The 24,768-nt window shown below is 64.0% G+C and carries 22 protein-coding genes and 1 pseudogene; 8 read left to right on the forward strand and 15 right to left on the reverse strand.

Annotation, left to right across the window (positions count from 1 at the left end):
* The 4 genes and pseudogenes from B5G43_RS10460 to B5G43_RS10475 form a co-directional block, all read right to left on the reverse strand.
* A partial coding sequence (locus B5G43_RS10460; protein ID WP_206405023.1) for a DUF1116 domain-containing protein occupies positions 1-1,241 on the reverse strand: 1,241 nt, incomplete at its 3' end.
* A gap of 191 nt (positions 1,242-1,432) precedes the next feature.
* Positions 1,433-2,857, reverse strand: coding sequence for a sigma 54-interacting transcriptional regulator (locus B5G43_RS10465; protein ID WP_087261007.1), 1,425 nt, complete (start codon positions 2,855-2,857; stop codon positions 1,433-1,435).
* A gap of 335 nt (positions 2,858-3,192) precedes the next feature.
* Positions 3,193-4,344, reverse strand: a complete 1,152-nt coding sequence (locus B5G43_RS10470) for a HAMP domain-containing sensor histidine kinase (RefSeq protein WP_087261009.1) — start codon at positions 4,342-4,344, stop codon at positions 3,193-3,195.
* A pseudogene (locus tag B5G43_RS10475) lies at positions 4,341-5,021 on the reverse strand (response regulator transcription factor). Before B5G43_RS10475 ends, B5G43_RS10470 begins: the two are co-directional and overlap by 4 nt.
* Positions 5,022-5,164: 143 nt before the next feature.
* Here B5G43_RS10475 and B5G43_RS10480 point away from each other — a divergent pair.
* From B5G43_RS10480 to B5G43_RS10505, 7 genes are all read left to right on the forward strand, one after another.
* The gene (locus B5G43_RS10480; protein ID WP_087261010.1) at positions 5,165-5,950 is read left to right on the forward strand and encodes a hypothetical protein; all 786 of its coding nucleotides are present in this window, start codon (positions 5,165-5,167) and stop codon (positions 5,948-5,950) included.
* A 1-nt stretch (position 5,951) separates the two neighbouring features.
* Entirely contained in the window at positions 5,952-6,083 is a 132-nt protein-coding gene (locus B5G43_RS18010) for a CD1871A family CXXC motif-containing protein (protein ID WP_275532317.1), read from the forward strand.
* Positions 6,076-6,945 carry a 4Fe-4S binding protein gene (locus B5G43_RS10485; RefSeq protein WP_087261012.1) on the forward strand — a complete coding sequence of 290 codons (870 nt, stop codon included), beginning with the start codon at positions 6,076-6,078 and terminating at the stop codon, positions 6,943-6,945. The genes B5G43_RS18010 and B5G43_RS10485 overlap by 8 nt, the downstream gene beginning before the upstream one ends.
* Positions 6,942-7,496 (forward strand): TlpA disulfide reductase family protein, encoded by a 555-nt coding sequence (locus B5G43_RS10490; RefSeq protein WP_087261014.1) that lies wholly within the window; start codon positions 6,942-6,944, stop codon positions 7,494-7,496. The genes B5G43_RS10485 and B5G43_RS10490 overlap by 4 nt, the downstream gene beginning before the upstream one ends.
* Before the next feature lie 155 nt (positions 7,497-7,651).
* Positions 7,652-8,671, forward strand: a complete 1,020-nt coding sequence (locus tag B5G43_RS10495; protein WP_087261016.1) for a LacI family DNA-binding transcriptional regulator — start codon at positions 7,652-7,654, stop codon at positions 8,669-8,671.
* A complete protein-coding gene (locus B5G43_RS10500; RefSeq protein ID WP_087261018.1) occupies positions 8,668-9,558 on the forward strand; it encodes a ribokinase in 891 nt (296 codons plus the stop codon). Before B5G43_RS10495 ends, B5G43_RS10500 begins: the two co-directional genes overlap by 4 nt.
* Positions 9,559-9,978: 420 nt before the next feature.
* On the forward strand, positions 9,979-13,233 hold the full coding sequence (locus B5G43_RS10505) for an S-layer homology domain-containing protein (RefSeq protein ID WP_087261021.1): 3,255 nt from the start codon (positions 9,979-9,981) through the stop codon (positions 13,231-13,233).
* An 87-nt stretch (positions 13,234-13,320) separates the two neighbouring features.
* Here the strand turns inward: B5G43_RS10505 and B5G43_RS10510 are convergent, their stop codons facing one another.
* From B5G43_RS10510 to B5G43_RS10540, 7 genes are all read right to left on the reverse strand, one after another.
* Positions 13,321-14,511 (reverse strand): M20 family metallopeptidase, encoded by a 1,191-nt coding sequence (locus B5G43_RS10510; RefSeq protein WP_087261023.1) that lies wholly within the window; start codon positions 14,509-14,511, stop codon positions 13,321-13,323.
* A 21-nt stretch (positions 14,512-14,532) separates the two neighbouring features.
* On the reverse strand, positions 14,533-15,192 hold the full coding sequence (locus tag B5G43_RS10515; protein ID WP_242960537.1) for a lactate utilization protein: 660 nt from the start codon (positions 15,190-15,192) through the stop codon (positions 14,533-14,535).
* A 70-nt stretch (positions 15,193-15,262) separates the two neighbouring features.
* Positions 15,263-16,660, reverse strand: coding sequence for a Na+/H+ antiporter NhaC family protein (locus B5G43_RS10520; RefSeq protein ID WP_087261029.1), 1,398 nt, complete (start codon positions 16,658-16,660; stop codon positions 15,263-15,265).
* A 57-nt stretch (positions 16,661-16,717) separates the two neighbouring features.
* The gene (locus B5G43_RS10525; RefSeq protein WP_143382856.1) at positions 16,718-17,119 is read right to left on the reverse strand and encodes a DUF296 domain-containing protein; all 402 of its coding nucleotides are present in this window, start codon (positions 17,117-17,119) and stop codon (positions 16,718-16,720) included.
* Positions 17,120-17,128: 9 nt separating this feature from the next.
* A complete protein-coding gene (locus B5G43_RS10530) occupies positions 17,129-18,490 on the reverse strand; it encodes an FAD-dependent oxidoreductase (protein WP_087261033.1) in 1,362 nt (453 codons plus the stop codon).
* 21 nt (positions 18,491-18,511) lie between these two features.
* A complete protein-coding gene (locus B5G43_RS10535) occupies positions 18,512-19,426 on the reverse strand; it encodes a dihydrodipicolinate synthase family protein (RefSeq protein WP_087261035.1) in 915 nt (304 codons plus the stop codon).
* 184 nt (positions 19,427-19,610) lie between these two features.
* The gene (locus B5G43_RS10540; RefSeq protein WP_242960538.1) at positions 19,611-20,297 is read right to left on the reverse strand and encodes a Crp/Fnr family transcriptional regulator; all 687 of its coding nucleotides are present in this window, start codon (positions 20,295-20,297) and stop codon (positions 19,611-19,613) included.
* 289 nt (positions 20,298-20,586) lie between these two features.
* Between B5G43_RS10540 and B5G43_RS10545 the strand changes: the two genes are divergently transcribed.
* A complete protein-coding gene (locus B5G43_RS10545; protein WP_087261040.1) occupies positions 20,587-21,336 on the forward strand; it encodes a GntR family transcriptional regulator in 750 nt (249 codons plus the stop codon).
* A 37-nt stretch (positions 21,337-21,373) separates the two neighbouring features.
* Here B5G43_RS10545 and B5G43_RS10550 read toward each other — a convergent pair whose 3' ends face one another.
* The 4 genes from B5G43_RS10550 to B5G43_RS10565 are packed head-to-tail and all read right to left on the reverse strand — an operon-like array spanning position 21,374 to position 24,765.
* Positions 21,374-21,781 carry a secondary thiamine-phosphate synthase enzyme YjbQ gene (locus B5G43_RS10550; RefSeq protein WP_087261042.1) on the reverse strand — a complete coding sequence of 136 codons (408 nt, stop codon included), beginning with the start codon at positions 21,779-21,781 and terminating at the stop codon, positions 21,374-21,376.
* 11 nt (positions 21,782-21,792) lie between these two features.
* Positions 21,793-22,929 (reverse strand): SIS domain-containing protein, encoded by a 1,137-nt coding sequence (locus B5G43_RS10555; RefSeq protein ID WP_087261044.1) that lies wholly within the window; start codon positions 22,927-22,929, stop codon positions 21,793-21,795.
* Positions 22,922-23,857 (reverse strand): nucleoside phosphorylase, encoded by a 936-nt coding sequence (locus tag B5G43_RS10560; RefSeq protein WP_087261047.1) that lies wholly within the window; start codon positions 23,855-23,857, stop codon positions 22,922-22,924. Before B5G43_RS10560 ends, B5G43_RS10555 begins: the two co-directional genes overlap by 8 nt.
* On the reverse strand, positions 23,854-24,765 hold the full coding sequence (locus tag B5G43_RS10565; RefSeq protein WP_087261050.1) for a carbohydrate kinase family protein: 912 nt from the start codon (positions 24,763-24,765) through the stop codon (positions 23,854-23,856). The genes B5G43_RS10560 and B5G43_RS10565 overlap by 4 nt, the downstream gene beginning before the upstream one ends.
* Positions 24,766-24,768 lie beyond the last annotated feature (3 nt).

Genomic DNA, 24,768 nt, shown 5'->3' on the forward strand with positions numbered 1-24,768 from the left:
TGATACACTTCACTGTAACGGATGAGCGCCTGCTCGAAGAGGGCCATGGGGGCCCGCAGGCAGCCCGCGCCCACCTGGCCCACGCCGGGCTCCTTGTGGGCAACGCCGGTATGGCAGACGGGGGCGATGTTGGTCTCCAGCACCTTCAGAATGTCGATGCCGGTGGGGATGCCCCGGAACTCCAGCGCCGGGATGGTGAACTCCGGGTTCTCCCGGGTCACGATCTCGTACATCTCCAGGTTCCGCTTGGCCGCGTCCTTGGCCGTGCCGCCCACGAACTGCACCACCGACGGGGAGGCTGCTGCGGCAAAGCCGCCGAAGCCCATGGTCTCGGTGATGGTGCTGTCGCCGATGTCGGGATTGGCGTCCTTCTCGCTGTACCCGGGCAGGTACAAGGCATCCACCCGGGGCGCGGGAGCGGTGAACCACTCGCCGGGCAGGCCGCTGATGCGGATGCCGAAGTCGGTGCCGTTGCGGGCCATGGCGGTCACCACCGTGCTGCCCTTCACCCCGTCGCCCGCGTCCGCCATGGATTTGAGCGCCGGCATGGCCAGGTTGAGGAAGGTGTAGTCGTTCTGGCCCACGAACTCCAGCACCCGCTTGGCGTCCTTCTCATTCACCGCGTCGAAGATGGCCGGCGCGATGCGGTTAGCAAAGAGCGCGGAGGAGGCTTTGTAGCGGTTGTGCAGGTCGTCGCCCATGTGCAGCGCCTCGCTGAGGATGGGTTTGATCCGCAGCTCGCCCATGGCCTTGATGACCGCCTGCAGCGCCGGGCCCAGCACCTCGTTCATCCACACCAGGCGCTCATGGACCTCCGGGCCCAGGCCACCGTAGCGCAGCACCTTGCCGCGGCCCTCGTTCAGGTTGCAGTAGGCGTCGTTGCCGTGCTTCCGGTTGTGGATGACAAAGACCGGCATGCTGGGGCTGGTGACGCCCGCCATGGGGCCCACCGCGCTGTGGTTATGGCAGGGGGCGAAGTGGATCTCCCCCGAAGCGGCCAGCTCGTAGGCTTCCGCCTCGGTCCGGGCACGGCCCTCCAGCATCAGAGCCCCCGCGATGGCGCCCTTCATAGGGCCGCACATCCGCTCCCAGGTGATGGGAGGACCGGCGTGCAGGATGGTGTCCTTGGTCATCCCCGGGATGACCTCGATGGCCGGGCGCACGTCCACCCAGACCGGGTCCGCCTCCAGCATGGTGTGCACCGCCTGCTGGTTGGCTTGGTTGATGGCTTCGATGTTCATCGTCTGTTCCCTCTTTTCCTGATAAGATCCGGTGTCAGCTTTTGTCGTGCAAACTACCCTAATATATCAGCAAAATTCATGCCAACTTTGGGCGGTTTTTCACGGGGACAATCCGGCCTTTTTTCCGGGGCATTCAGGAAGGCGATGAAATTGGTCATCATGGACGATGAAAAAGGGAGCGCCCAATGAAATTATTCATCGGGCGCTGTCACGTGCAGGCGTTTCATTTTCTTGACTACGGTGGACTGGTCCAGTTTCAGGGCCTCTCCCACCTTGCGTGTGGTCTTGTAGCGCCGCAGTGCCTGGGTCAGGATACGCCGTTCATACGCTTCCACGGCCTGTTTCAGAGAGACGATCTGGTCCAACTCGTCGGGCGCGGCCTCTGTGGGGGAATTGGGGGCCGGCTCAGAGTCCTCACTGCTGAACAGCTCCAGAAGGCGGATCTGGGAAGCGTCGATGAATTCATAGGGTGAGGTCACGATCAGCCGCTCCACCGTGTGTTCCAGCTCCCGGATGTTGCCGGAGAAATGGAAGTGGCTCAATACCGCATAGCCGGATTCGGTGAGCTGCTTTTTGGTGCCGTATTTCTGGTTGAATTTTTCAAAAAAGAGGTTGGTCAGATAGGGAATGTCCTCCCGCCGCTCCCGCAGAGGGGGGATGGTGATGGGGACCACACTGAGCCGGTAGTACAGATCTTCCCGGAATTTGCCGTCCTGGATGAGTTTTTTCAGATCCTTGTTGGTGGCGGCCACGATGCGCGCCTGGATGCGGATGGGCTGGCTGCCGCCGATGCGCAGCACCTCGTAGTGGTCCAGCACATGGAGCAGCTTCACCTGGAGCTCCAGGTGCATGTCCCCGATCTCGTCCAGGAAAATGGTCCCGTTCTTGGCCAGTTCGAACAAGCCCTTTTTTCCGCCGCGCTTGGCGCCGGTGAAAGCGCCCTCCTCATAGCCGAAGAGCTCCGACTCCAGCAGCTCCTTCGGGATTGCGCCGCAGTTGATGGTCACGAAGGGAGCGTCCTTGCGGGGGCTGAGCTCGTGGATCAGCTTGGCAAAATAGCTCTTGCCCACGCCGGTCTCTCCCAGCAAAAGGACCGTGACGGTGGAGTTGGCCACGTGCTTGATGAGCTCCATCAGGCGCTGGACCGCAGGGCTTTGGCAGGCCACTTTGGAGTCGTGGATGGCCTGGCGGCGCCAGAGCTCGTTGCGGCACCAGTCCAGCTCACTTTGCAGGTTTTTGACCTCGGCGTTCAGAGACTCCTCCTCCGTGATGTCCTTGGAGAAGCTGATGATCTTGGAGAGCTTGCCCTGGTCGTCAAAAATGGGGTGGGAGGTGACGAAGAGGGTCTTTCCGGAGGCGGTCCGCTGGACCATCGTACTTTTGGAGCCGGTCTGTACCACTTTGGCGGTGATCGACTGGTCAAAGATGCCGTTGCGCTCCAGATCTTCAGAGCCCATGCCGATCAGCTCCTGCTCAGGGATGCCGAAATAGCGCTCACAGGATTTGCTGGCCGCGGTGAGGATGCCCTTGCCGTCGGCTATGGTGATCATGTCGTAGCTGAGATCCAGAATCAGCTGCAGTTCCTTCTCATATTCACTCAAATAGTTCTGCTTCATGGTATGCTCCTTTATACAAAACCATCGATGATGAGCGGCTTTTTATTCCATATTACCCGATTAGCCAAGGCTTTGTCAAACCCCGGGATAATATTGGAAAAAACATTGAAATATGTGTAAATACGTGGGAAATGTTTGAAAAATAGAGCGGAATGAGCGGTGATGTAACAATCGCGGAAAATAGGTTCGCTTTTTAGAAAAAAACCGGTCGGTCGGCCGGGAAACTCTGTGCAGCTGCCCACTCCGGCGTTATAGAAATAGCTTGAAATAGGAACAGGCCGCCCGGCACAGCCTCACAAGGCTGTGCCGGGCGGCCTGCGTGGGACGCCGTGGGATCATGGGTCCGGAGCCTTCGGGATCGTGGCCCGGAGGGGCAGCTCCAGCACGAAACGGCTCCCGCCGTTGGGGCCGGGCTCGGCGCGGACCGAACCGCCGTGGAACTGCGCAATGGCCCGCACCAGGGCCAGGCCCAGTCCGGTACCGCCCTGCCGGCGGGAGCGGGCGCGGTCCACCCGGAAGAAGGGCTCAAAGATCTGCTGGCGGCATTCCTCCGGGATGCCGGGCCCCTGGTCGGTCACCTGGATTTGGATAAGCCCGCCGGTCTGCCGGGCCAATACCTCCACTGTGCCGCCGGTCGGGCTGTATTTGACCGCGTTTTCCACCAGATTGAACAGGGCCCGGTGGAGCAGCTGCCGGTTTCCACGCAATGTGCAGCCGGGCACATCCACCGCCACCGCTACCTGCCGCGGACCGGCCAGGGGGCGGACCTCGTCGGCGACGGACCGGAGGAGTTCCACCACCACCGGCTCCTGCCGCGGGGCGTCCTCCAGATTGGTCAGGTCCAGCAGGTCCCCCACCAGGGAGGAGAGCCGGTCCACCTCGCCCTCCAGAATTCCAACAAGCTCTGCCGTCTCCGGCGGCGGAGCGTGCACTTTCTTCCGGTACAGGCCGAGGCGGGTCTTCATGATGGCCAGTGGGGTGCGGAATTCGTGGGCCGCGTTGTGGGAGAAGTTTTTCTGCATCACAAAGACCTGATTCAGCCGTTCGGACATCTGGTTGAAGGAACAGGCCAGCTCCCACACCTCGTCGCCGTGGTTGGGGATGTCCACCGGCCGGTCCAGATCGTCGGCCGTTCGCTTCCGGATCTGGCGGGTCAGCTCGTGCAGCGGGGCCAGAGCCTTCCCCACACCCCAGTAGATAAGGACGCTGCCCGCCACCACGATGGCGGCCATGGCCAGCAGGCTCTGGATGTGAAAGGACTGCCGGGCCTGCACGGCGGGCTGGCTCAGCTCCAGGTCGGTCATGGGGAGAGCCGGGGACGGCTCCGCCTCCATGTCCTGGGCGGGAAAGACCGGCGTGGCCTGGATGGCATCGGCCAGGTGCATGGCGGAAAAGTTGTTGGTCAGGGTGAGCAGCAGACAGCACAGGGCCAGGAGGGCTGTGCACACCAGCGTGACGCGCAGGCGCAGGGAACCACGTATTTTCATGGCGTCTCCTCCCGGATCAGGCGGTAGCCCCGGCCCACCTTGGTCTCGATGGGGTCCTCGCTCAGCCGTTCCCGCAGCTTCTTGCGCAGGGAGGAGACATGGGTGCGGATGGCGTTGCTGAAGGGGTTGGCCTCCGCGTCCCAGATGTGTTCTACCAGCTCCTCCTGGCTGACCTAGCGTCCCGGGTGGAGCATCAGGTGCTCCAGAATGGCAAACTCCTTGGGGGTGAGGGAGAGGGGGCCGCCGGGGGCGGAGATCTCCCGGGCGGTGGTGTCCAGTGTGAGGGCCCCCACCTGCACCCGGGTATCCTGCTGGATAAAGGAGCGGCGCAGCAGGGTGCGCACCCGGGCCTCCAGCTCCTCCAGGGCAAAGGGCTTGGTCAGGTAGTCGTCGGCCCCCAGGTCCAGCCCGGTCACCTTGTCCGAGAGCTGGGCCCGGGCGGAGAGAATCAGCACCCGGGTCTCCGGCCGCTCCGCCCGGATGTGCCGGAGAAGCTCCAGACCGTCCATACCGGGCAGGTTCAGGTCCAGGATGACCAGGTCATAGGGCTCCACAAACAGCCGCTCCCAGGCCTCCGCTCCGTCATAGCACCGGTCCACGGTGTATTTCTCCAGCTCCAGATCCTCCGCGATGCCGTCGCACAGCAGGCGCTCGTCCTCCACCACCAGCAGCTTCATTCCATCCGCCCCTTTCCGTTTTTCCCATTATAGCACGGCGCCGTCAAGATTCCATCAAGAGCGCCTTGACAGAAACTTGACATCCGGTGTGCTAGGATACCTCCCGTCAACATCAGCCGCTGCGGCGGCAAGGAGGTTTTTGTATGAAGGATATCATCAGACGCCGGTTGGCCGCCCTGGGCCTGGCTGGCGTAGTCGCGCTGTCCCTGGCTGCCTGCGGAAACAAGAAGCCCAGCCTGGAAGAGGTGGAGCAGGCCATTCAGGAGGGCACCCTCACGGTGGAGGATGCGCTGGACAAGGGCTGGGTGGACCAGGAGTGGGTGGACTCCTATGTGGAGGCCAACAGCGTCCCCGCCGCCGACAAGACGGAGGCCGGCGCGGTGGGGGAATTCACCACGCAGACCCTCTCCGGGGAAGCATTTACCCGGGACCAGCTGAGCCCGGTCACCTTTTTGGCCTTTGTCGATCCGGAGAATGGGGAGGCGGAGGCATTCTACCAGACCCTGAAGGACGCCTGGGAGGGAGTACAGGAGGCCGGCGCGGGCGTGGTGCTGTGCATCAAGGGGGAGAGCGGCAGGGACCGCTTTGCTGATTCTCCGTTCCCGGTGATCGTCTATAACGACTCCCTGCGGGAGGCGCTGGGCAACAACCAGAGCATGGTAGAGGAGCTGGCGAACACCGGAGCCTGGTATGTCAACGGCGCCATCTTCTCGGCCTGGAGCTCCTCGCTGGAGGTGGAGGACTTCATCTCCTCGGCCCAAAGCTTTGTGCAGATAGGGGCGGAAAAAGACGACACCCCCTCCGGCGGCGGCATGACCGACGCCAGCACGTCCGGTTCAGGCGGCGCGCTGATTTCGGGCGGCGGGAACTCCATGACCGTCGGTCAGGGGGCCGTTTCGAGCAGCGGCGCGGCGGCACCGGTGGGCTGAGATGCGGAAAACGACCATAGTAGCACTGTGCGCCGCGCTGGCGATGATGGGGATCGGCCTGTGGCGCGGTGAGGCGGCGGTGATCCTGAGCAAGGGGACCCGCCTCTGTCTGGAGTGTGTGGGCATTGGATAGAAACAAGCACCGCTGGAAGATCCAGCTGGGGGCCACGCTGGCCTCCAACCCGGTCCTGCTGAACCTGCTGCGGGGCAAGATCGTGCGGGGAAAGTCCAAGCTGCTCTGCGTCCCGGGGCTGAACTGCTACTCCTGTCCGGCCGCTGCGGGCTCCTGCCCCATCGGCGCCATCCAGGCGGTGATCGGCTCCTCCAAATTCCACTTCGCCTATCTGGCGGTGGGACTGCTGCTGTGCATCGGCGTGCTGCTGGGGCGGGTGGTCTGCGGGTTCCTCTGCCCCTTCGGCTGGTTCCAGGAGCTGCTCCACAGGCTCCCGGGCAAAAAGCGCAGCACCCGGCCCCTGCGCGTCCTGACCTATCTGAAGTACGGCGTCCTGCTGCTCTTCGTCCTGGTCCTGCCCATGACGGTGGTGAACGAGGTGGGGATGGGTGACCCCTTTTTCTGCAAATATCTCTGCCCCGCCGGTATTCTGGAGGGCGGCATCCCGCTGGCGCTGGCCGATCCCGGCATCCGGGCCAGCCTGGGCGTGCTGTTCACCTGGAAGAGCTGCATCCTGCTGGGAGTGGTGGTGCTGGCGGTGTTCTTTTACCGGCCGTTCTGCAAGTGGCTCTGTCCGCTGGGGGCGCTGTACGGCCTGTGCAACCCCATCTCGGTCTACCGCCTGCAGGTGGACCCGGCGCGGTGTACGGGCTGCGGCGCGTGCGGAAGGGTCTGCCGGATGGATGTGGATGTGTTCCGCACCCCCAATCACCCCGAGTGCATCCGGTGCGGCGACTGCGCGGCCGCCTGCCCCACCCGGGCCATCACCAGGACCTTTTCCCTGAAAAAAACCACTGAGATCCAAAAGGAGACGACCTTATGAAACAAAGCCTTTGCATCCTGCTGGCCGGTGTGCTGGCGGCGTCCCTGACCGGCTGCGGCTCCGGCGGGACGGACCAACTGGTCTCCAAAACGCCGTTCCCGGACTTTGAAGAGGTGGATATCGTGCTGGGCGAGACGGTGTCCGACGACCTGTTCGGGGAGTATGACGCCACCATTGTGAACTTCTGGAACAACGGCTGTGGAACCTGCGTCGAGGAGATGCCCGAACTGGAGGAGCTGTACCACGCCTTCCAGGAGCGGAACATAAACCTGATCGGTGTGGGCACGGATTCCGGCGAGGGGGAGGAGCAGCTGGCCACGGCCCGGGACATTCTGCGGGAGAAGGGCGTGACCTACTGCAATCTCTCCCCGGACCCGGAGGGGACCTTTTATCAGGAGTTCGTGGCAGACCTCACCACCTACCCCACCACCTATGTGGTGGACAGCCAGGGGAATATCATCGGCGCGCCCATTGTGGGCAATGTGAAAAAACAGCTGGACACGGTGGAGGAGCGCCTGGCGCTGATTTTGGAAGAAAACAAAAGCGAATGACGCGGCACGCAGCCGGGGACGGGATCGTCTCCGGCTGCGTGTTTTTTCTGGCCGGCTGCGGGGATCTTCTGCTTGCATTGCGGAACCAAATAGGCTATTATGATGATATGAAACGGGTTTCAAATGCGTTCTCTGCACAATGAGAGGTGAGTTGTGTGTCCAGCATCCGAGAAGTGGCCCGCCTGGCCGGGGTCTCGCCCGCCACCGTCTCCCGCGTCATCAACGGCACCGCCCGGGTGGCCCCGGAAAAGCAGGCCCAGGTCCTGAAGGCCATCGCCGAGACCGAGTTCATCCCCAACGAAGTGGCCCGCTCCCTGTTCAAGAAATCCTCCAGAACCATCGGCCTCATCCTCCCCAGCATCCGCAATCCCTTCTTTACCCAGCTGGCCGGCGCGGTGGACGAGGCGGCCAAGGCAAACGGCCACTATGTGCTGCTCTGCAACGTGGGGGGTGACCTGGAGGAGGAGCGGGCGGCGCTGCGGATGCTCACCGCCATGAACGCCGACGGGGTGCTCATCGCCTCCACCCACGAGGCCATCCAGGCCGAGCTCAGCCAGTGCGACAGGCCGGTGGTGGCGGTGGACTCTCTCTTTGACACCCTGGACATCAACGGCTACGTCTACTGCGATTACTACCGGGGCGGCTGGCTGGCCGCCCAGCATCTGTGGGAGTGCGGCTGCCAGAACCTGGTGTGCATCCGCGGTCCCCAGGATATTTTCAGCGCCCGGGCCCGCTACCGGGGTTATCGGGACTTCTGCCGGGCCTATGGCATCCCGCAGCAGACCATGGACTGCGACTATGATTTCGACGCCGGTATGGCCATGACCGAGGAGCTGCTGCGCACCTACCCCGCTGTGGACGGCATCGTGGCCTGCAACGACATCGTGGCCATTTCCATCTATAAGATCCTCCACAAGCGCAGCATCGCCGTGCCCGACCAGATCCAGCTGATCGGGTTTGATGATATTGCTCTGTCCAGCCTGATCTCCCCGGAGCTGACCACCATCCGCCAGCCCATCCGGGAGATGGCGGTCAAAGCCGTCGAGCTGATCCTGGGCCGGAAGGACGCGCCCAAGCGCGGGGAGCGCCATGTCTTTCCGGTCTCCCTGGTGGTGCGGGAGACCACACGGGACAGAGCACAGCAGCCACAGAGCGGAAGGAGTGTCACACCATGAAAGTATTGAACATCGGCTCCATGAACCTGGACCACGTGTACCAGGTGGACCACATCGTCCAGCCCGGCGAGACCGAGTCCACCGGCAGCCTCGCCCTCTTCCTGGGCGGCAAGGGCATGAACCAGTCGGTGGCTCTGGCCAAGGCGGGGGTGGAGGTGTACCAGGGCGGCATGCTGGGCCCCGACGGGCAGCCCTTCCTGGACGCCTGCCGGGAGTACGGAGTGGACAGCCGGTATATCCGCACCGTCTCCGAACCCACCGGCCACACCATCATCCAGATCGACCGCCACGCCCAGAACTGCATCCTCCTCTACGGCGGGGCCAACCAGTGTCTCACCGAGGAGTATGTGGACGAGGTGCTGTCCCATTTCGCGCCGGAGGACATCCTCCTGCTCCAGAACGAGGTGAACCTCCTGCCCTACCTGGTGGATCGGGCCTGTGAGAAGGGCATGACCATCGCCCTGAATCCCTCGCCCTTTGACGAGAAGCTCCGGGCAGTGGACCTGTCCAAGGTCTCCATCTTCCTCCTCAACGAGGTGGAGGGCGGCCAGATCACCGGCCTCACCCAGCCGGAGGAGATCCTGGCGGCCATGGTGGAGCGTTTCCCCGACACCCAGATTGTCCTCACCCTGGGGAAGGACGGGGCCCTGTACGCTCACGGCGCTGAGCGCCACTTCCAGCCCATCTTCCCGGTGCAGGCGGTGGACACCACCGCCGCCGGGGACACCTTCACCGGCTATTTCCTGGCGGGTCTGACCGAGGGCCTCCCCATCCCCGAGGTCCTCCGCCGCAGCGCCAAGGCCTCCGCCATTGCCGTCACCCGGCCCGGCGCGGTGCCCTCCATCCCCCAGCGGGACGAGGTGCTCCGGGCGCTGGAGCAGGCGTGAGACGGAGCACGATGTATCGAACATAAACCCGACAGCCCCGGTCCAGAAGGACCGGGGCTGTATATTTTGACAGAGGCGGATGGCGGAGGCAGGGCGGGTGTACAAAGCAACGTATTATGCAAGGGAAAAAGCGGCAGCTTGATGGAATATTACCACGCGCAATGGGTGCAGGGCGGGAGCCCGGATATCCGGCGCATAAAGATAAGCACAATTGGACGGGGAAAGGGGATGATTTCTCTCAAATTTGATGAAACCAGAAATCCTGGATATTGATATGGCGGGTTTTCAAATGGAATGAATGGACTGGCATGGCGGACGGGGGCAGCATAGAGGTTACAAAAACATATTGATTTGAACAAGATTAACTGATAAAATTACCGCTGCGATCGAGAAGAGAACAAAGAAGAGGAGAAGTGAGCCATGAACCAGACATACAAGCGCATCACCAGCGTGTTCCTGACCTGCGCCATGTTCCTCACACTGCTGCCCGCCGGGGCACTGGCCGCAGAGGGGGAGACGGAAGAGACCACCTCCGCGCTGGAGATCACAGAGGACATCATCCCCGACAGCGAGGCCGGGGCGGAGCAGGAGGTCAGCGGTACCGCTCGGTTCGCCGGCGGCGACGGCAGCCAGGAGGACCCCTATCGGATCAGCACGCTGGAGCAGCTGAAGGCCTTCCGGGACAGCGTCAACGGCGGCGAGTCCTACCAGAAGCAATACATCCGGCTGACCGCCGACCTGGACCTGGGGTACGAGGAGTGGGAGCCCATCGGCGGCGCAGGTACCGGAAACCGCTTTGCCGGCATCTTTGACGGCGATGGGCATACCATCTCCAATCTGAAGATCACCCGCGGGCTGGAGAATACGGCGGCCAACAACAACGTGGGCCTGTTCGGGGCATGTGCGAGCCCCGCCACACTGCAGAATATGATGCTGGAGAATGTAGACGTTCAGGGGTCCCTCTGCGTGGGCGCTGTCCTGGGCGACTCCCAGACCAGCAGCTCCACCATTTCCAATGTCCATGTGACCGGCAGCGTCAGGGTCCGCGGCTGGTGGTATGTCGGCGGCATCCTGGGGAAGGGCTATGGCACGGTGACCGGCTGCTCCGTAGAGGGCGACGGCACCGATACCTCCTACGTAAAAATCACCGGCGGCTATGCGGGCGGTATCGTAGGCTTCATGGGCGAGGGCAATTGTGTGACTGCCGACTGCTCTGTAAAGCACCTCACCGTGGAAGGCCTGTACAATGGCATTGGCGGCATCAACGGCATCTTGCACTATGGCAATACCATTCGTGACTGCACGGCGGAAGATGTGGTCGTGTGGCAGACCACAGACCCGGATGCCGAGGAGGACCGCATTTACTGCGGCGCCTTTGCCGGGACCTACCTTGCCAGCGGGGGAGCGCCCACCCTCCGCAATTGTACCTTTACCGGTGGGCTCTACTGCGGCCCGGAGAAAACCGATATTTTGGAGCCCACCCGCTATGTGGGCAGCCTGTGGTACGGCGCGGAGCCCCCTGCGGATGTGAACATTGAAAACTGCACCATCCACATGCGCCCGGTGGCCCAGGTGGGAGGCCAGACCTATTCCACGCTGGCCGAGGCCATCGCGGCGGCGCAGAGCGGCGATACCGTCAAGCTGCTCTCGGATGTGACCATCCAGGAGGCGGTCTCCTTTGACGGGAGTTCCTACGCCCTGGCCATTGAGACATCGCTGACCATCGACGGCTCGTCCGAAGGGGGCGAAAACCATACCATTGCGATGAGCACGCCGCGGGGCATCGCGGTGAAGGGCGGGGACTCCAATGTGGCGGTCACCTTCCGGAACCTCAACCTGGAGCAGACCTCCGGCCGCAGCTGCATCGAGACCCGGGGCGGCGTGGGCAGCCTGATCCTGGACGGCGCTGTGCTGAGCGCGGAGAACAGCCAGGGGAACGCCCAGGTCCTGACCATCGGCGGAAACCAGAGTGAGCCCGCTCGGGTCAGCATCACGAACACCACCATCACCTCCAACCGGGCCGGTTATGGCGTGGTCGTGTTCAACCCCATCGACCTGGAGATCCGGAATTCGGTGCTGACGGGCTGGGGAGCGCTGTACTTCAAAGGTCCGTCGTCCTCCGCCGGTTCCAGGGGTTCCAACGTGACGGTGACCGGGAACAGCGTTCTGAACAGCCGGAATGAAAACGGCGCGGGGGACAATCAGTTCGGCGCCATCGTGTTTGAAGACGACAATGTCTCGGTGACCATCGAGAATGCCGCCATCCACGTCTCCTCCGCGGCTCCCAATGAGCAGCAAGCGGCGGTCAGCTTCGGCTGGTATTACGGGGCAGAGTCCGAAGAGGACCGCCCCGTGGCGGGCAATCAGGTGTACTTCCGCGGCGGGGCGGAGGTGACTCTCGCCGGTGACCGGGCGGTGTTCACCGGTGAAACGGGAGAGAACGGTATCACCATCACCGGCGGCACCTACAGCTTTGACCCCAGCGCCTATGTGCCCGAAGGCTATGTGGTGAGCGGCAGCGGGCCGTACACCGTCAGCAAAAAGACCGCAGGGGGGAGCGGCGGAAACAGCGGCTCCACCTCCGGCGGGGGCTCGTCCACCGGCGACAAGACCGAGACGGTGACCCACCCCGACGGCTCCACCACCACCACCGTGACCCGCCCCAACGGCACGGTCACCGAGACGACCAACCGTACCGACGGCTCCACCCAGGTGGTGCATACCCAGCCGGACGGCACCGTCACCACCACCAGCACCGACACGGACGGCAATAAAACCGAGACGGTGGCCAAGCCGGACGGCTCTTCCGTCACCAAGGTGGAGCAGGGCGATGGCTCTGCCTCCACCACCACGGTCACCCAGACCGGCCGGGTGGAGAGTGAGGTGCAGCTCTCCCAGAGCGCGGTGGACACCTCGGAAAACGGCACCGTGACCCTGCCCATCCCCGCCGTGTCCGCCGGGGAGGAGCGCTCCGAAGCGCCCACGGTGACGGTGACCCTGCCCGCCGACACCACCGCGCGGGTGGAGGTGCCGGTGGAGAGCGTGACCCCCGGCACGGTGGCCATTCTGGTGAAGCCCGACGGCACCGAGGAGGTGCTCAAGGCCAGCCTGACCACCGAGAACGGCGTGGCGGTGACGCTGTCCGGCGGGGAGACCATCAAGATCGTGGACAACAGCAAATCCTTTGACGATGTGGAGGAGGCCCACTGGGGCGCCGACGCCATTGATTACGCCAGCAGCCGGGAGCTCCTGGCAGGCACCGGCGCCAACACCTTCTCCCCCGAAGGCGAGATGACCCGCGCCATGGTGGTCACGGTGCTGGCCCGCTATGAGGGCGTGGATACCTCCACCGGCGAGAACTGGTATGACGCGGGACTTCAGTGGGCGGTGGAGAACGGCGTCTCCGACGGCACCAGCCTCCACGATGCGGTGAGCCGGGAACAGCTGGCCGCCATGCTGTGGCGCTATGCCGGCAGCCCCACCCCTGCGGGCGGGACCGAGGCCTTTGTGGACAGCGGCTGCGTCAGCCCCTGGGCCACCCAGGCCATGGCTTGGGCGGTGGAGAACGGCATCATCCGCGGCGTGGGCAATGACACCCTGGACCCCCAGGGCAGCGCCTCTCGCGCCCAGGTGGCCCGGATCCTGATGAACTTCGCCCAGCTGGGGCTCAACTGAATAGAAATGCGCACCGGCGTTCCGCTCTCCAAAGAGAGTGGAACGCCGGTGCTTTTGCGGTGAGAGGAAAGGAGAGAAAGAAAGGGATCAGAAGGTAAAGCCCAAATAATCCTCCGCCAGGCCCAGAATGGTGAGCATGCCGGTGGGGATACAGGCGTTGTCGCAGTAGAAGGTGGAGGAGTGCGCCGAGCCGTAGGGGCCGCCGGGGGTGCGCACACCCAGGCGGACGAAGATGCCGGGCTTCTTCTCCTTGATGTAGGCGAAGTCCTCGCCGCCCATGGCGGCATAGGGCATGATCTTGGTGTTCTCCTCACCCAGGACCTTCTTGCCCACCCGGAGGGCCCGGTCCACCCACTCATCCTCGCAGATGAAGGGGGGCACGCCCCGGATGTAGTCCACCTCGGCGGTGCAGCGGTAGGCCTCGGCCACGGAGGCGGCGACCCGCTTGACGCTCTCCTCCATGCGGTCCCGGTCGGCGGGGTTCAGGGTGCGCACCGTGCCGCTGAGCTCCACAGAGTCGGGCATGGTGTTGTGGGCCTGGCCGCCGTGGATGGTGCAGATGGAGATGACCACGGAGTTGGCGGGGTTGGTCTCCCGGGAGACCAGGGTCTGCAGGCCCATGACGATGGCGGAGGCCGCCACCACCGGGTCCCGCAGGGTGTGGCAGTGGGCGGCGTGGCCGCCCTTGCCGTTGACCTTGATGTGGATCTCGTCGGCGCTGGCCAGGATGGCGCCGTAGCGCACACCGATGGTGCCCGCATCCAGCTCGGCGGAGATGTGGAGGGCGGCCACGGCGTCGATCTTGTCAAAGTCGATGTCGGGGTCGTTCAGGAAGAGCTTGGCGCCCTGGAGGGTCTCCTCGGCGGGCTGGATGAAGAAGTAGATGGAGCCGGAGAACAGGTCCTTGTGCTCGCTGAGGATCTTGGCCGCGCCCACGTTGATGACGCCGTGGACGTCGTGGCCGCAGGCGTGCATGACGCCGGGGACCTTGCTGCAGGGGGACATGGACGGGTCCTCCTGGATGGGGAGGGCGTCGATGTCGCCGCGGAACACGATGGTGGGGCCGTTGCCCGGCTTGGTGCCCCGGATCTCAAAGAACAGTCCGGTCTCGCCCACCCGCTTGAGCTGGTCGTACTTCACGTTCTTCCGGACGTAATCCTCCAGATAGGCGCAGGTTTCATACTCCTGCATGCTCAGCTCCGGATGCTCGTGGATGTGCACACGCATGGCGGTGATCTCCGGGGTGATCTCGGCCACGGCTTCTCGCATAGTTTTCATAGGATTCTCCTTTTTGAGGGTTCAGATGCCCAGCTCCTCGCCGACCAGCAGGACTTTGATGCGTCCGGCGGGGCGGCAGCGGCGGGTTATCACCAGAGAATTGCAGATACAGTCAGGGGCGTTGCAGTTCCGGCAGATGCCGGTGACCGAGCAGGCGGTCTTGCTGTCGCTTTTGATGAAGCGCATCATGTTGACCGGTCCGGCCACCGTGCGGATGCGCTCGATGCCCGCCTCCACATTCGGCACGACCTTGTTCATTCCGGCCACCACGATGACGCGCCTGGGCCCAAAGGTCAGGGCGGCCACCCGGTTGCCATTGCCGTCCATGTTGATGAGGCGGCCGTCCTCGCTGATGGCGTTGGAGCCGGTGAGGAACACATCGCACAGCAGGGCCTGGCGCATGCACTCCTGACGCGCTTCTTCGCTGGCGGCGGCGTCCCGGTCCAGGACGGGGTGGGTGGAGCGGACCGCGTCCAGCAGTCCGATCTGGGCCACCGAGAGGGACCCACCCCAGCCCACCAGCGCGCCCTGGGGGATCCAGGCCAGGCTCTGCTCCAGGGCCTCGGCCCGGGTGCGGACATAGCAGGCGTCAAAGCCGCGGCTGCACAGATTCTTGACCACAAGGGGGGCGTAGCGCTCGTTGCGCATCTCCAAGGGGGTCACAGTCATTCCTCCGATCATGGCCGGAAGGCCGGAGAGGGCGTCAAATGCCGCTCCAGCCCTCCGGCGATTGTCTGGATGAGCGGGAGGCTTAGAGGCCGGTCCAGCCCACCGCCTGGAGCACCATGGTGATGACCACGGCGGCGCCGATGTTGATCATCAGGAACTTGAAGGCCCATTTGATGTACTTGGGGAAGCTGACGCCGGCGATGGCCAGGCAGCCCATCATGGGACCGTTGAGGGGAGTGAGGAGGTTGCACAGGCCGTCGCCGAACTGGAAGGCCTGTACGGCCACCTGACGGGTGATGCCCACCAGGTCGGCCACGGGGACCATCAGAGGCATCATGACCGCCGCCTGGCCGGAGCCGGAGGGGATCACGATGTTGACCAGCGCGTTGACGATGACCATCAGGCCCGCGCCGGCCACGGCGCCCACCTTGTTCAGGGGCAGGCTCAGAGCGTACACGATGGTGTCCAGCACCTGGCCCTGGCTGAGGACGACGGCGATGGAGCTGGCAAGGCCGGTGATGAAGGAGGCGTAGATCATGGGCTTGCAGCCCTTGATGAAGCCGTTGGCGATCTCATTCATGCTGAAGCCGGAGACCGCGCCGGTGACGATCATCATACCGAAGAAGAAAGAGGCGATTTTCTGGGCGCTCCACTGATAGAGGATGGTGCAGGTCACGCAGAAGATGACGCCCACCAGGAACACGGCCACGGTGGCCATCTGGCGCTTGGTCATGGTCTGGTCCTTCTCCTCCGCGGGGGCATCGAAGGCGCTGGGGGCGGCGCCGTAGTTCAGGCTGCGGGTGGGGTCCTTGCGGATGCGGCGGTAGTAGAACATGGTGACCAGGTACAGATAGGCGATGTTGGCCACGCAGCACACCGCGCGCACGCCCGTGCCGGAGAAGATGGGCACCTCGGCCATGGTCTGGGCCACGCCCAGAATGCTGGGATTGGCAAAGCCCACGGAGAAGCCGCTCTGCAGGCCGTAGTAGATGATGAGGAAGGCCAGGAAGGCGTCGCCGCCCAGGGCCTTTGCCATGACGATACCGATGGGCATCAGGGCCACGCCGATGTTGGCGAAGGCGCCGGCGGCGTTGCCCAGGCCCAGGCCGAACATCAGGATGGCGATGGCCAGCATCTCCTTACCCTTGAGCTTGCGGGCCAGCCAGTGGAAAAAGGCGGACAGGGCGTGGCTCTCCTCCACCATGGCCACCGAGGCGCCGCAGAAGAAAATCAGGAAAATGGTGCCGGCGCTGTTGGAAAAGCCCTGATAGATGGCCTGGAGCATATCCCAGGGGGTCTGCCAGGCGGAGTCGGTGTAGTGGAAGCTGCCGGCGACGACCTCAGTGATGCCGTTCTCGGTCACGCGGTCAAAGGCGCCGGCCGGAATGATCCAGGTCAGGACCATGGCGACGCAGCACAGGATAAAGACCAGTGCGTAGACGTCCGGGAATTCGCGTTTCTTCTTCAGTGTTCCTCCCATGTTTCATACCTCCGGTTTTCTGATTGTGATGTGGGGGCTCTCGGAGCGGGCGCGGATTCAGGATTCCAGGGGGATCAGGAAAATGCGCACGCTGCGGAAGGCCTTCCCGTCCACCAGACCTCCGCCCATCACATGCCCGCCGGCGGTTGCCACACTGGCGTGGATGTGGATGAACAGAGGGCTGGTCTTGTCGGAATAGACGGCGGCCAGGGCGGGGTCCATGCGTTCCCGATTCATGATCTCGCCCGTGAAGCTGAGCAGCTCGGCCGCGTCGTGGCAGGGGGTGGAGAGGGTGCGCAGGGGAAGCTGGTTTTCAATGGGGGCGGTGAAGGCACAGTCGATCACAGAGCCGACCGCGCCGCAAAGATAGACGCTCTCCCATCCCTGCTGCTGAATATAGGCGGACAGAGTCTCCTTGATGCTCTGGCCGGATGAGACTGTGACTTCACAGACTCCCATATGGATCACCTATTTCTCTACTTTTTTCATGGCCTGACTGGCCGCGATCAGAATGGGGTCATACACCGGTGCCACCGGGGGGGCGTAGACCAGATCCAGCTCGTTGACCTGTTCCACCGTCATGCCGCAGGTGATGGCGGCCACGAACACGTTGACGCGGCCCGCCACCGACTCGCCGCCGATGGCCTGGGCGCCCAGCAGACGCCCGCTCTTCCGGTCCAGGACCAGGCAGATCCGGGTGTCGTGTCCGCCGGGGTAGTAGGACGCCCGGTCCCCCTTGGTCACCACCGAGGAGACGGCGTCATAGCCCGCCTCCAGCGCCTGCTGGAGGGAGAGGCCGGTGGCCGCGATGTACAGGTCAAAGACCTTGGTCACCATGGAGCCCAGCACGCCGGGGAAGGTGTCGTGCCCGCCGGCGGTGTTGGCTCCGGCGATGCGGCCCTGCTTGTTGGCGGTGGTGCCCAGCGGGACGTGACAGGGGCGGCCGGTGACCCGGTTCTTCATCTGCACGCAGTCGCCGCAGGCCCAGATGGCGGGATCGCTGGTGCGCATGCCGTCATCCACCACGATGCTGCCCTTGACGCCCAGCTCCAGGCCGGCCGCGGCGGCCAGCTCGCTGTTGGGGGTCACGCCGATGCTGAGCAGCACCAGGTCGGCGGGGGTCTCCGCGCCGTCGCCGGTGCGCACCGCCCGGACCGCGCCGTCCTCGGTGAGCAGCGCTTCCACGGCCGCGCCGGTGTGGACCTGCACGCCGTGGGACGTCAGCACGTTGAGCACCGCCGTGGAGAAGCTCTCGTCCAGGAAGGGGAGCAGCCGGGGCAGCATCTCGAACACGTGGACCTCCAGGCCCGACAGGGCCAGCTCCTCGGCCACCTCCAGCCCGATGAAGCCGCCGCCGATGATGGCCACCTGCTTCTTGCCCTGGGCGGTGACGGCCCGCTTCAGGCGGATGCCGTCCTCCACGGTGCGCAGGCAGTACACGCCCTGGGCGTCCACGCCGGGGATGTTGGGCCGGATGGGCCGGGCGCCGGTGGCGATGACCAGCTTGTCGTAGGGGTAGACCTGCTCGGTGTTCCGGTCCAGGTCCACCACGGTGACCTGACGGGCCTCCCGGTCGATCTTGGTCACCTCGTGGTGGATGTAGGTGGGGATGCCGCGCTGGTTGGTCACCTGGTCCACGGTCAGGCTCACCAGGTCCTCCGGCTCGTCGATGAGCCCGCCCACGAAATAGGGCAGGCCGCAGGCGCCGTAGCTGATGTAGCCCGAGCGCTCAAAGACCTGGATCTCCAGGGAGGGGTCCAGGCGCTTGGCCTTGGAGGCGGCGCTGAGACCGGCGGCGGTGCCGCCGATGACGATCATTTTTTCCGACATAGCGGTTCTCCCGTCCGCGCCTTAGCGCACGCCGTACTTGTCGATGACGCCCAGCTCGCCCATCAGCTTCTCCAGGTCGGCCAGACGCTGGCCGGTGTACTCCTCATAGGGCTTGCGCAGGTGGCCGCCGGGCAGGCCCAGGATGCGCAGGGCGGCCTTGATGACCACAGGGTTGGAGAAGGTGTAGAGCTGCTGGAGCAGGGGGAACCACTTGAAGTACTCGGTGCGGCACTCCTCCATGATCTCCATGCTGGTCCAGGGACGGGAGTACTTGGCGGCTTCCTCGGGGATGATGTTGCCGCCGATGTTGGCCGTGCCGGTGCCGCCCAGCGCCAGGGTGGGGACCACGATGGAGTAGTGGGGGTAGTCGCAGCACATGATCTTGACCTTGCCCTCGCACAGGCGCTGGACCTGGACCAGCTGCTCCACGCTGCCCTGGGCCTCCTTGTCCACCACAAAGTTGGGGTGCTTGTCGGAGAGCTTCTTGATGGTCTCGGGCTGCACCAGCACGCCCAGACGGCTGGGGTTGTTGTAGATGCCGCAGGGGATGCCGATGGAGCTCATGCAGGTGTCGAAGTGGGTGAAGGTGGCGTGCTGGTTGATGAGCACGTAGGGGGGCACGGTGAAGATCACGCCGTCGGCGCCCTGCTGCTCGCAGTAGCGGGCCATCTCCACGCTCTGCTCGGTGGTCAGGGCGGAGGCGTTGAAGAAGCAGGGGATGCGGCCCTTGGTCATGGAGACGACCTCTTTGACGATGGTCTTTTTCTCCTCCATGGTGAGCAGCGTGGTCTCGCCGGCGCTGCCGAGGACGAAGAGCTGGCTGGTGCCGTATTTGATCTGGCGGTCGATCAGCGTGGCGAAGCCGTCAAAATCGATCTTGTCATTCTCGGTGAAGGGGGTGGGCATGGCCACCCAGGAGCCTTGCAGTTGAATCATGAGAAGCACCCTTTCGTTTTGTGGATTTTCCGAGATGGAGTCGCCATCTTTTTTGGCTCTCTTTCGCAATATAGACAAAAAAGATGTTCGTCTAAATTCTTACACGAACATCTTTTCCTTGCAATCTATCAAGTTATAATGACGGAAAACACCAAAAGAATGCTTTTTGATATTGTAAGAAATGCTACATTTTCTTTCGCGTCGTAAATTTCCGGTAGGGCTCGGCACAGACCTGCATCTTGCGGTTGAGCAGGCGGATAAAGCCCTCCTCACACAGCTCGTTGATGAGCTTGTTGACCGTGACCCGGGAGTTGCCCACAATGGCGCTGAGCTCGTACTGGGTATAGCGCACCTTGAGGGGATACCAGCCGTCCACCGTGGGGTGCTCGGTGTCGGCCACCGAACAAAACAGCCGCTTCAGGCGGTCTTTACAGGAGTTGAAGGCCAGATTTTCCACCTCGTGGCGGAGAATCAGCTCCTTTTTCGAATAGCTCTGGAGGATGGCCTCCCGGAACAGTTTGTCGTGGTCCAGCATCCACCGGTAGTCCCGCAGGGGGATGTAGTAGACCTGGGTCTTGACCTCCGTCATGGAGTAGAGACTGGTGGGTTCCTCCAGCACACAGGAGGCCTCCCCGAAGAACCAGCCGGGGGCCAGGGTGTACAGGACCTTTTCCGAGCCGTCCTCCGCCATCATATAGTGACGCGTCCGGCCGGCTGCGATGTAATACACGCCGTGGATGGTGTCGCCCGGCTCCAGAAAAATTTTTTTGGCCGGATATTCAATGCACGTCGCGTGATTCTGGATGAGATCTGCCAGCTCTTTCTGCACAGGACTGGGCTGTGTCAAACTCGACTCAAGCCATGCGTTCACATGATTCATCTCCTCGCATTGCAAATGGCGCGGCAGCCCCTGGCCAAGGCTGCGTGTGCGGTAGGGCGGACGGCGTGTCCTGGCGCGGAGCGTGATCGCCTTATTTACATAAAACTATATAACTTTGTCATTATAGCACTTATTTTGTAACTTTACAATGGAAAGTCCAGGGGGAGGCGGGGCAGCGACCTTTTTCCGCGGAGATCGAAAGGGGATCATTGACAAGAGAAGGAAAATCGGTGATAATATAACGTATGGATGTCCATAAAATAATACAGGAGATGTTACGATGGTTTCCACGGTCCGAATCGACAAGACCTCTCCCATTCCGGCCTATCATCAGATCTCATCCGATCTGACGGAGCGCATCGACAGCGGAGAGTGGCATATAGGGGACCGGCTGCCCTCGGAGAGCGAACTGGCCCGTCAGTACGACGTAAGCCGCATCACGCTGCGCCAGGCGCTGTCCGATCTGGAGGAGCGCGGCCTGCTGACCCGGATCCAGGGGAAGGGCGCCTTTTTGACCGGCCAGACCAAGCCCTTTGTGGAGGAGCTCAGCTTCCCCATCCCGGGGCGGACCCGGCCGGAAAAGAAGCACAGTGAAAACCGCGTCCTGGAGCTGCGGACCGAGGAGAATCCCCCTGTGTTCGTCCAGGAGGCCTTCCACTGGAAGGAGAACCCCATCCCCCTGCTCTATCTGCGTCGGGTCTTTGTGCAGGCAGGGCGGCCCTTGGGTCTGAACCACGCCTGGTTCCCCGCTGAGCGGGTGCCCGGCCTGGTGGAACAGGGGCTCATCGACAGCAGCATCACCACCACGCTGGACCGGCGCTACCAGTACCGCTTTTCCAAGATCGAAAATTACATCGAGGCGGGCAGCGCCGGCGCCATGGACGCCGCGCTGCTGGAGTGCCCCTACGGCTCCTCCCTTCTGAAGATCCAGACCTCCTATTTTCTGGAGGATGAGACCCTCATCGAGTTTGCCAGCACCCTGTGGCTGGGAAATCTGACCCGCTTCCATCTGGTCATTGAGGATGAATGAAATTCCGCCCGGGATCAAATGATCCCGGGCGGAATTTTTATTGATCCGCGACGATCTTTACATAATACTGCCGATGGCGCGGACCGTCGAATTCCAGGAAGAAGATGCCCTGGGAGGAGCCGATCATCAGCTTGCCCTCGTGGATGATGAGGGTCAGCTGTACGCCCATCAGGGAGGACTTCACATGCCCGGCGGCATCCTGGGGGGTGTCGAACTGATGCTTGAAGTCGATGCGGGTGGGGACCAGACGACAGACTTCGTCCTGCAGATCCTCCAGGCCATTCAGATCCCAGAAGGAGCTGATGGTCAGTCCGGCGGTGGTGTGGGGGCAGTGGATCAGGCACAGCCCCTCCTGCACGCCGCTCTCCGCCACGGCGGCCTTGATGTCGGCGGTCAGCTCAGTGTAACCGCGGAATTGCGTCTCCAGCTTGAATGTACGCAGCATGGCACTCTCCCTCACAGTACGATGATCTCGCTGTTTTTGATGGCGGTTCCGCCCTGGCAGAAGGCCCAGGGACCGGTGCAGCCCCGGCCGTCCACCTCGCCCAGCAGCTCGCCCAGATAGCCGGTCAGCAGGCACAGGGGCACGAACTGGACCAGGGGGGCCAGCAGCTCCGGCTGGACCTGGGGCACCGGGAGCACCGCGGCCCCCTTCGGGAAGGCGTCGGGCTGGTCGGTGACCAGGGCCAGGGGGCGGCCCATCTGGGCGGCGTAGCCCAGCAATTCACAGGCCCGGGAGCGGGCGGGAGAGTTCCCGCCGCAGACCACCACAGTGCCGATCCGCTCCACGTCGCGCTGGAAGAAGTTCAGGTGGAGCCACTCCTCGGTGTTGATGTGCATGGCGGGCTTGCCCATGGCCTCAAAGACCTTGGCGTGCCCGAACCAGGCGGAGGTGTAGTCCGGCCCGGCGCCCACGAAGTCGTAGGCCACGCAGTCTTTCCACTTCCGGGCCAGGTCCAGACAGGCGTCGTCCAGGGCGGGCATGGCGTCCGAAAGGGCCTGGGCCAGCGCGGGAATGGCCAGGCGGTAGGACATGGCGGTATCCATGGTGTAGCGGCCCCGGACCTCGCCGAAGCGGATGGCCAGCAGCAGCAGCGCCAGCAGGGACACCAGGTACGAGCGGGTGCCCGGCGCGCTCTCAAAGGGCGGGATGTCCAGCTGCACCAGCTTGTGGGCGCTCTGGCCCAGCAGGGAGCCGGGATTGCCGGTGACGCCCAGGGTGAGGGCGCCGTGCTTGGCGCAGCGCTGCACCGCCTCGCCCACCCGGGACACGCCGCCGGAGTTGCTCACCGCGATGACCAGGGGATTGTGGGGCGCGAAGCCCAGCTGCGCCTGGGGGTAGAAGCGGGAGAGCTCGATGGCGCTGACCACCTCGGTGGGGATGCCGGTCCAGGCCTCAAAGGCGTACTTGGCGGCCATGCCCGCCGCCAGGGAGTCGCCGCAGCCGGTGAGCACGATGCGCTGCACCGAGAAGATCTCCGGTGTGGTCAGCGCCAGGCGGGTCTTGGGTTCCAGGTCTTCGTACTGCTGGCGCAGAAGCTCCGGCAGACTGCGGGCCTGACGGCACATGGCCGAATCCAGTCGTTCATTCATGGGTGGTTTCCTCCTGTTTGCCCAGCTCCGGATACCAGTGGGGTTTCTGGCCCTTCTGCAGGTCCATGCAGTGCAGGATGGCACAGCCCTCCAGAGCCACATCCAGAGCGTAGTTGTGGCCGATCCCGGCCGAAAAGCGCTTTCCGGTACACATATTGTCCGACACCGAGCAGATGGAGCCGCCCCGCCGCCCGAAGAGGGCGGACAGCGTCAGAATGGCGGAGGACTCCCGGTCCCCGTTGAGGCATCCGGCCCGGTTGTAGATGCCGGCCTTTTCGATGTTCCAGGGCTGCATATAGCCCCCCACGCCGGGGCGGCCGCCGCCCACATAGTCGCTGTCGCAGGAGACGGTGACCCCCACGTGGTAGGGGTGGCCCACCTGCTCGGCGGCCTGCACCAGGGCGCACACCACTTCGTAGTGGCTGACGGCGGGGTAGCCCGCCTCGATATAGGCCTGGGTCATGCCCTCGGCCCGGACCGCGCCGGAGGAGATGACCAGATCGCCGGGATTGACCTCGTCACCGAAGCCGCCGAAGCCGCCCACCCGCAGGAAGGTGCCCGCGTCGGTGTGCTCCATGTAGTCGTAGAGGATCATCTCCATCTCCGGCGCACCGCTGCCGCCGCTGACGGCGGTGATGTGGGCGCCCTTGTACCAGCCGCTGTACGAGGTGTACATGCCGGACTGGCCGATGAGCTCGGCGTGCTCCAGCCGGTCGGCCACGACTTTGGCGGGGTCGGAGCCGTAGGCGCACAGGGCGTCCCGCACCAGGACCAGCACAAAGTCCCCCACTTTGGAGGTGTCGATCTGGGTCAGCGCTGGGCGGCCCTGGATGAAGAAGCCGCTCTGGGGGATGTTGTCGTCGTATTCGAACTGCTGGTGGATGTGGGCGATGGAAGCCTTCGCCCGGATGGCGTCACTTTTTTTCATGTTGCCTCCAATCCCCGGAGCATGTGCTCCAGATCCTCCCGGGCCCTCGCCCGCATCTCATCGGTGAGAATGGGCGGGCCGTACTGCTCGATGCAGCGGGCGGCGCTGATGGCCCCCATGGCGCCGCAGGCGGCGGGGGAGCGGCCCTGGCACCAGCCGCAGAGGACGGCGGCGCTGGAGCTGTTGCCCGCGCCGGTGGGGTCTACTACCGGGCCGCAGGGGGCGCAGGGGATGGACACCGCCCGCCCCCCGGCCAGGACCATGGCCCCGTGGCTCCCCAGACGCAGGTAGATGAGCCGGGTCCGCCAGGTCAGCAGCTCCCGGACCATCTGGTCCAGATCGCCGGTCCCCAGCAGATGGCCGGCCTCGGTGCGGTTGAGGGAGAAGAGGCCGCAGGCCTCGGCCAGGGCCTTCACCCGGTCCAGACGGTCCGGGCGGGCCTCATCGGCGTTGAGCTCCCACAGGATGGGGGTGCAGCTGGGGGCGGCCTGGGCCAGAACGGCCTCCCAGTAGTCGGGGCTCAGGTCCTTGAAGATGTAGGCCCCCCGGACCACGCCCCAGTAGGGGCGCAGGTCCTCGGGCGTGGCCTCCAGCCGCCGGTAGTGTTCGGGGCCGTAGGGCGGAGTCTCCAGGCGCTCGCCGTCGGGCTGGTAGCGCACGGTGGACGCGGCGGTATGGGGGTCCTTCACCAGCAGTCCCGCCGTGGTGCAGCCGCTGGCGCGGAACCAGCTGCCGTGGAGGGCCTCGAAGTCCTCGCCCACGCCGGTGACCAGGATGGGGGTGTCACACCAGAGGGCCGCGCCGCACAGGGCGTAGGTCCCCGCGCCGCCCAGAAAGTCCCCCCGATAGCTGCCGTCGGCCAGATAGAGCTGGTCGGTGACGGCGGTGGATACGATGAGACAGTCCATGGC

The sequence above is a fragment of the Flavonifractor sp. An92 genome (assembly GCF_002159175.1).
Classification (GTDB): Bacteria; Bacillota; Clostridia; order Oscillospirales; family Oscillospiraceae; genus Pseudoflavonifractor_A.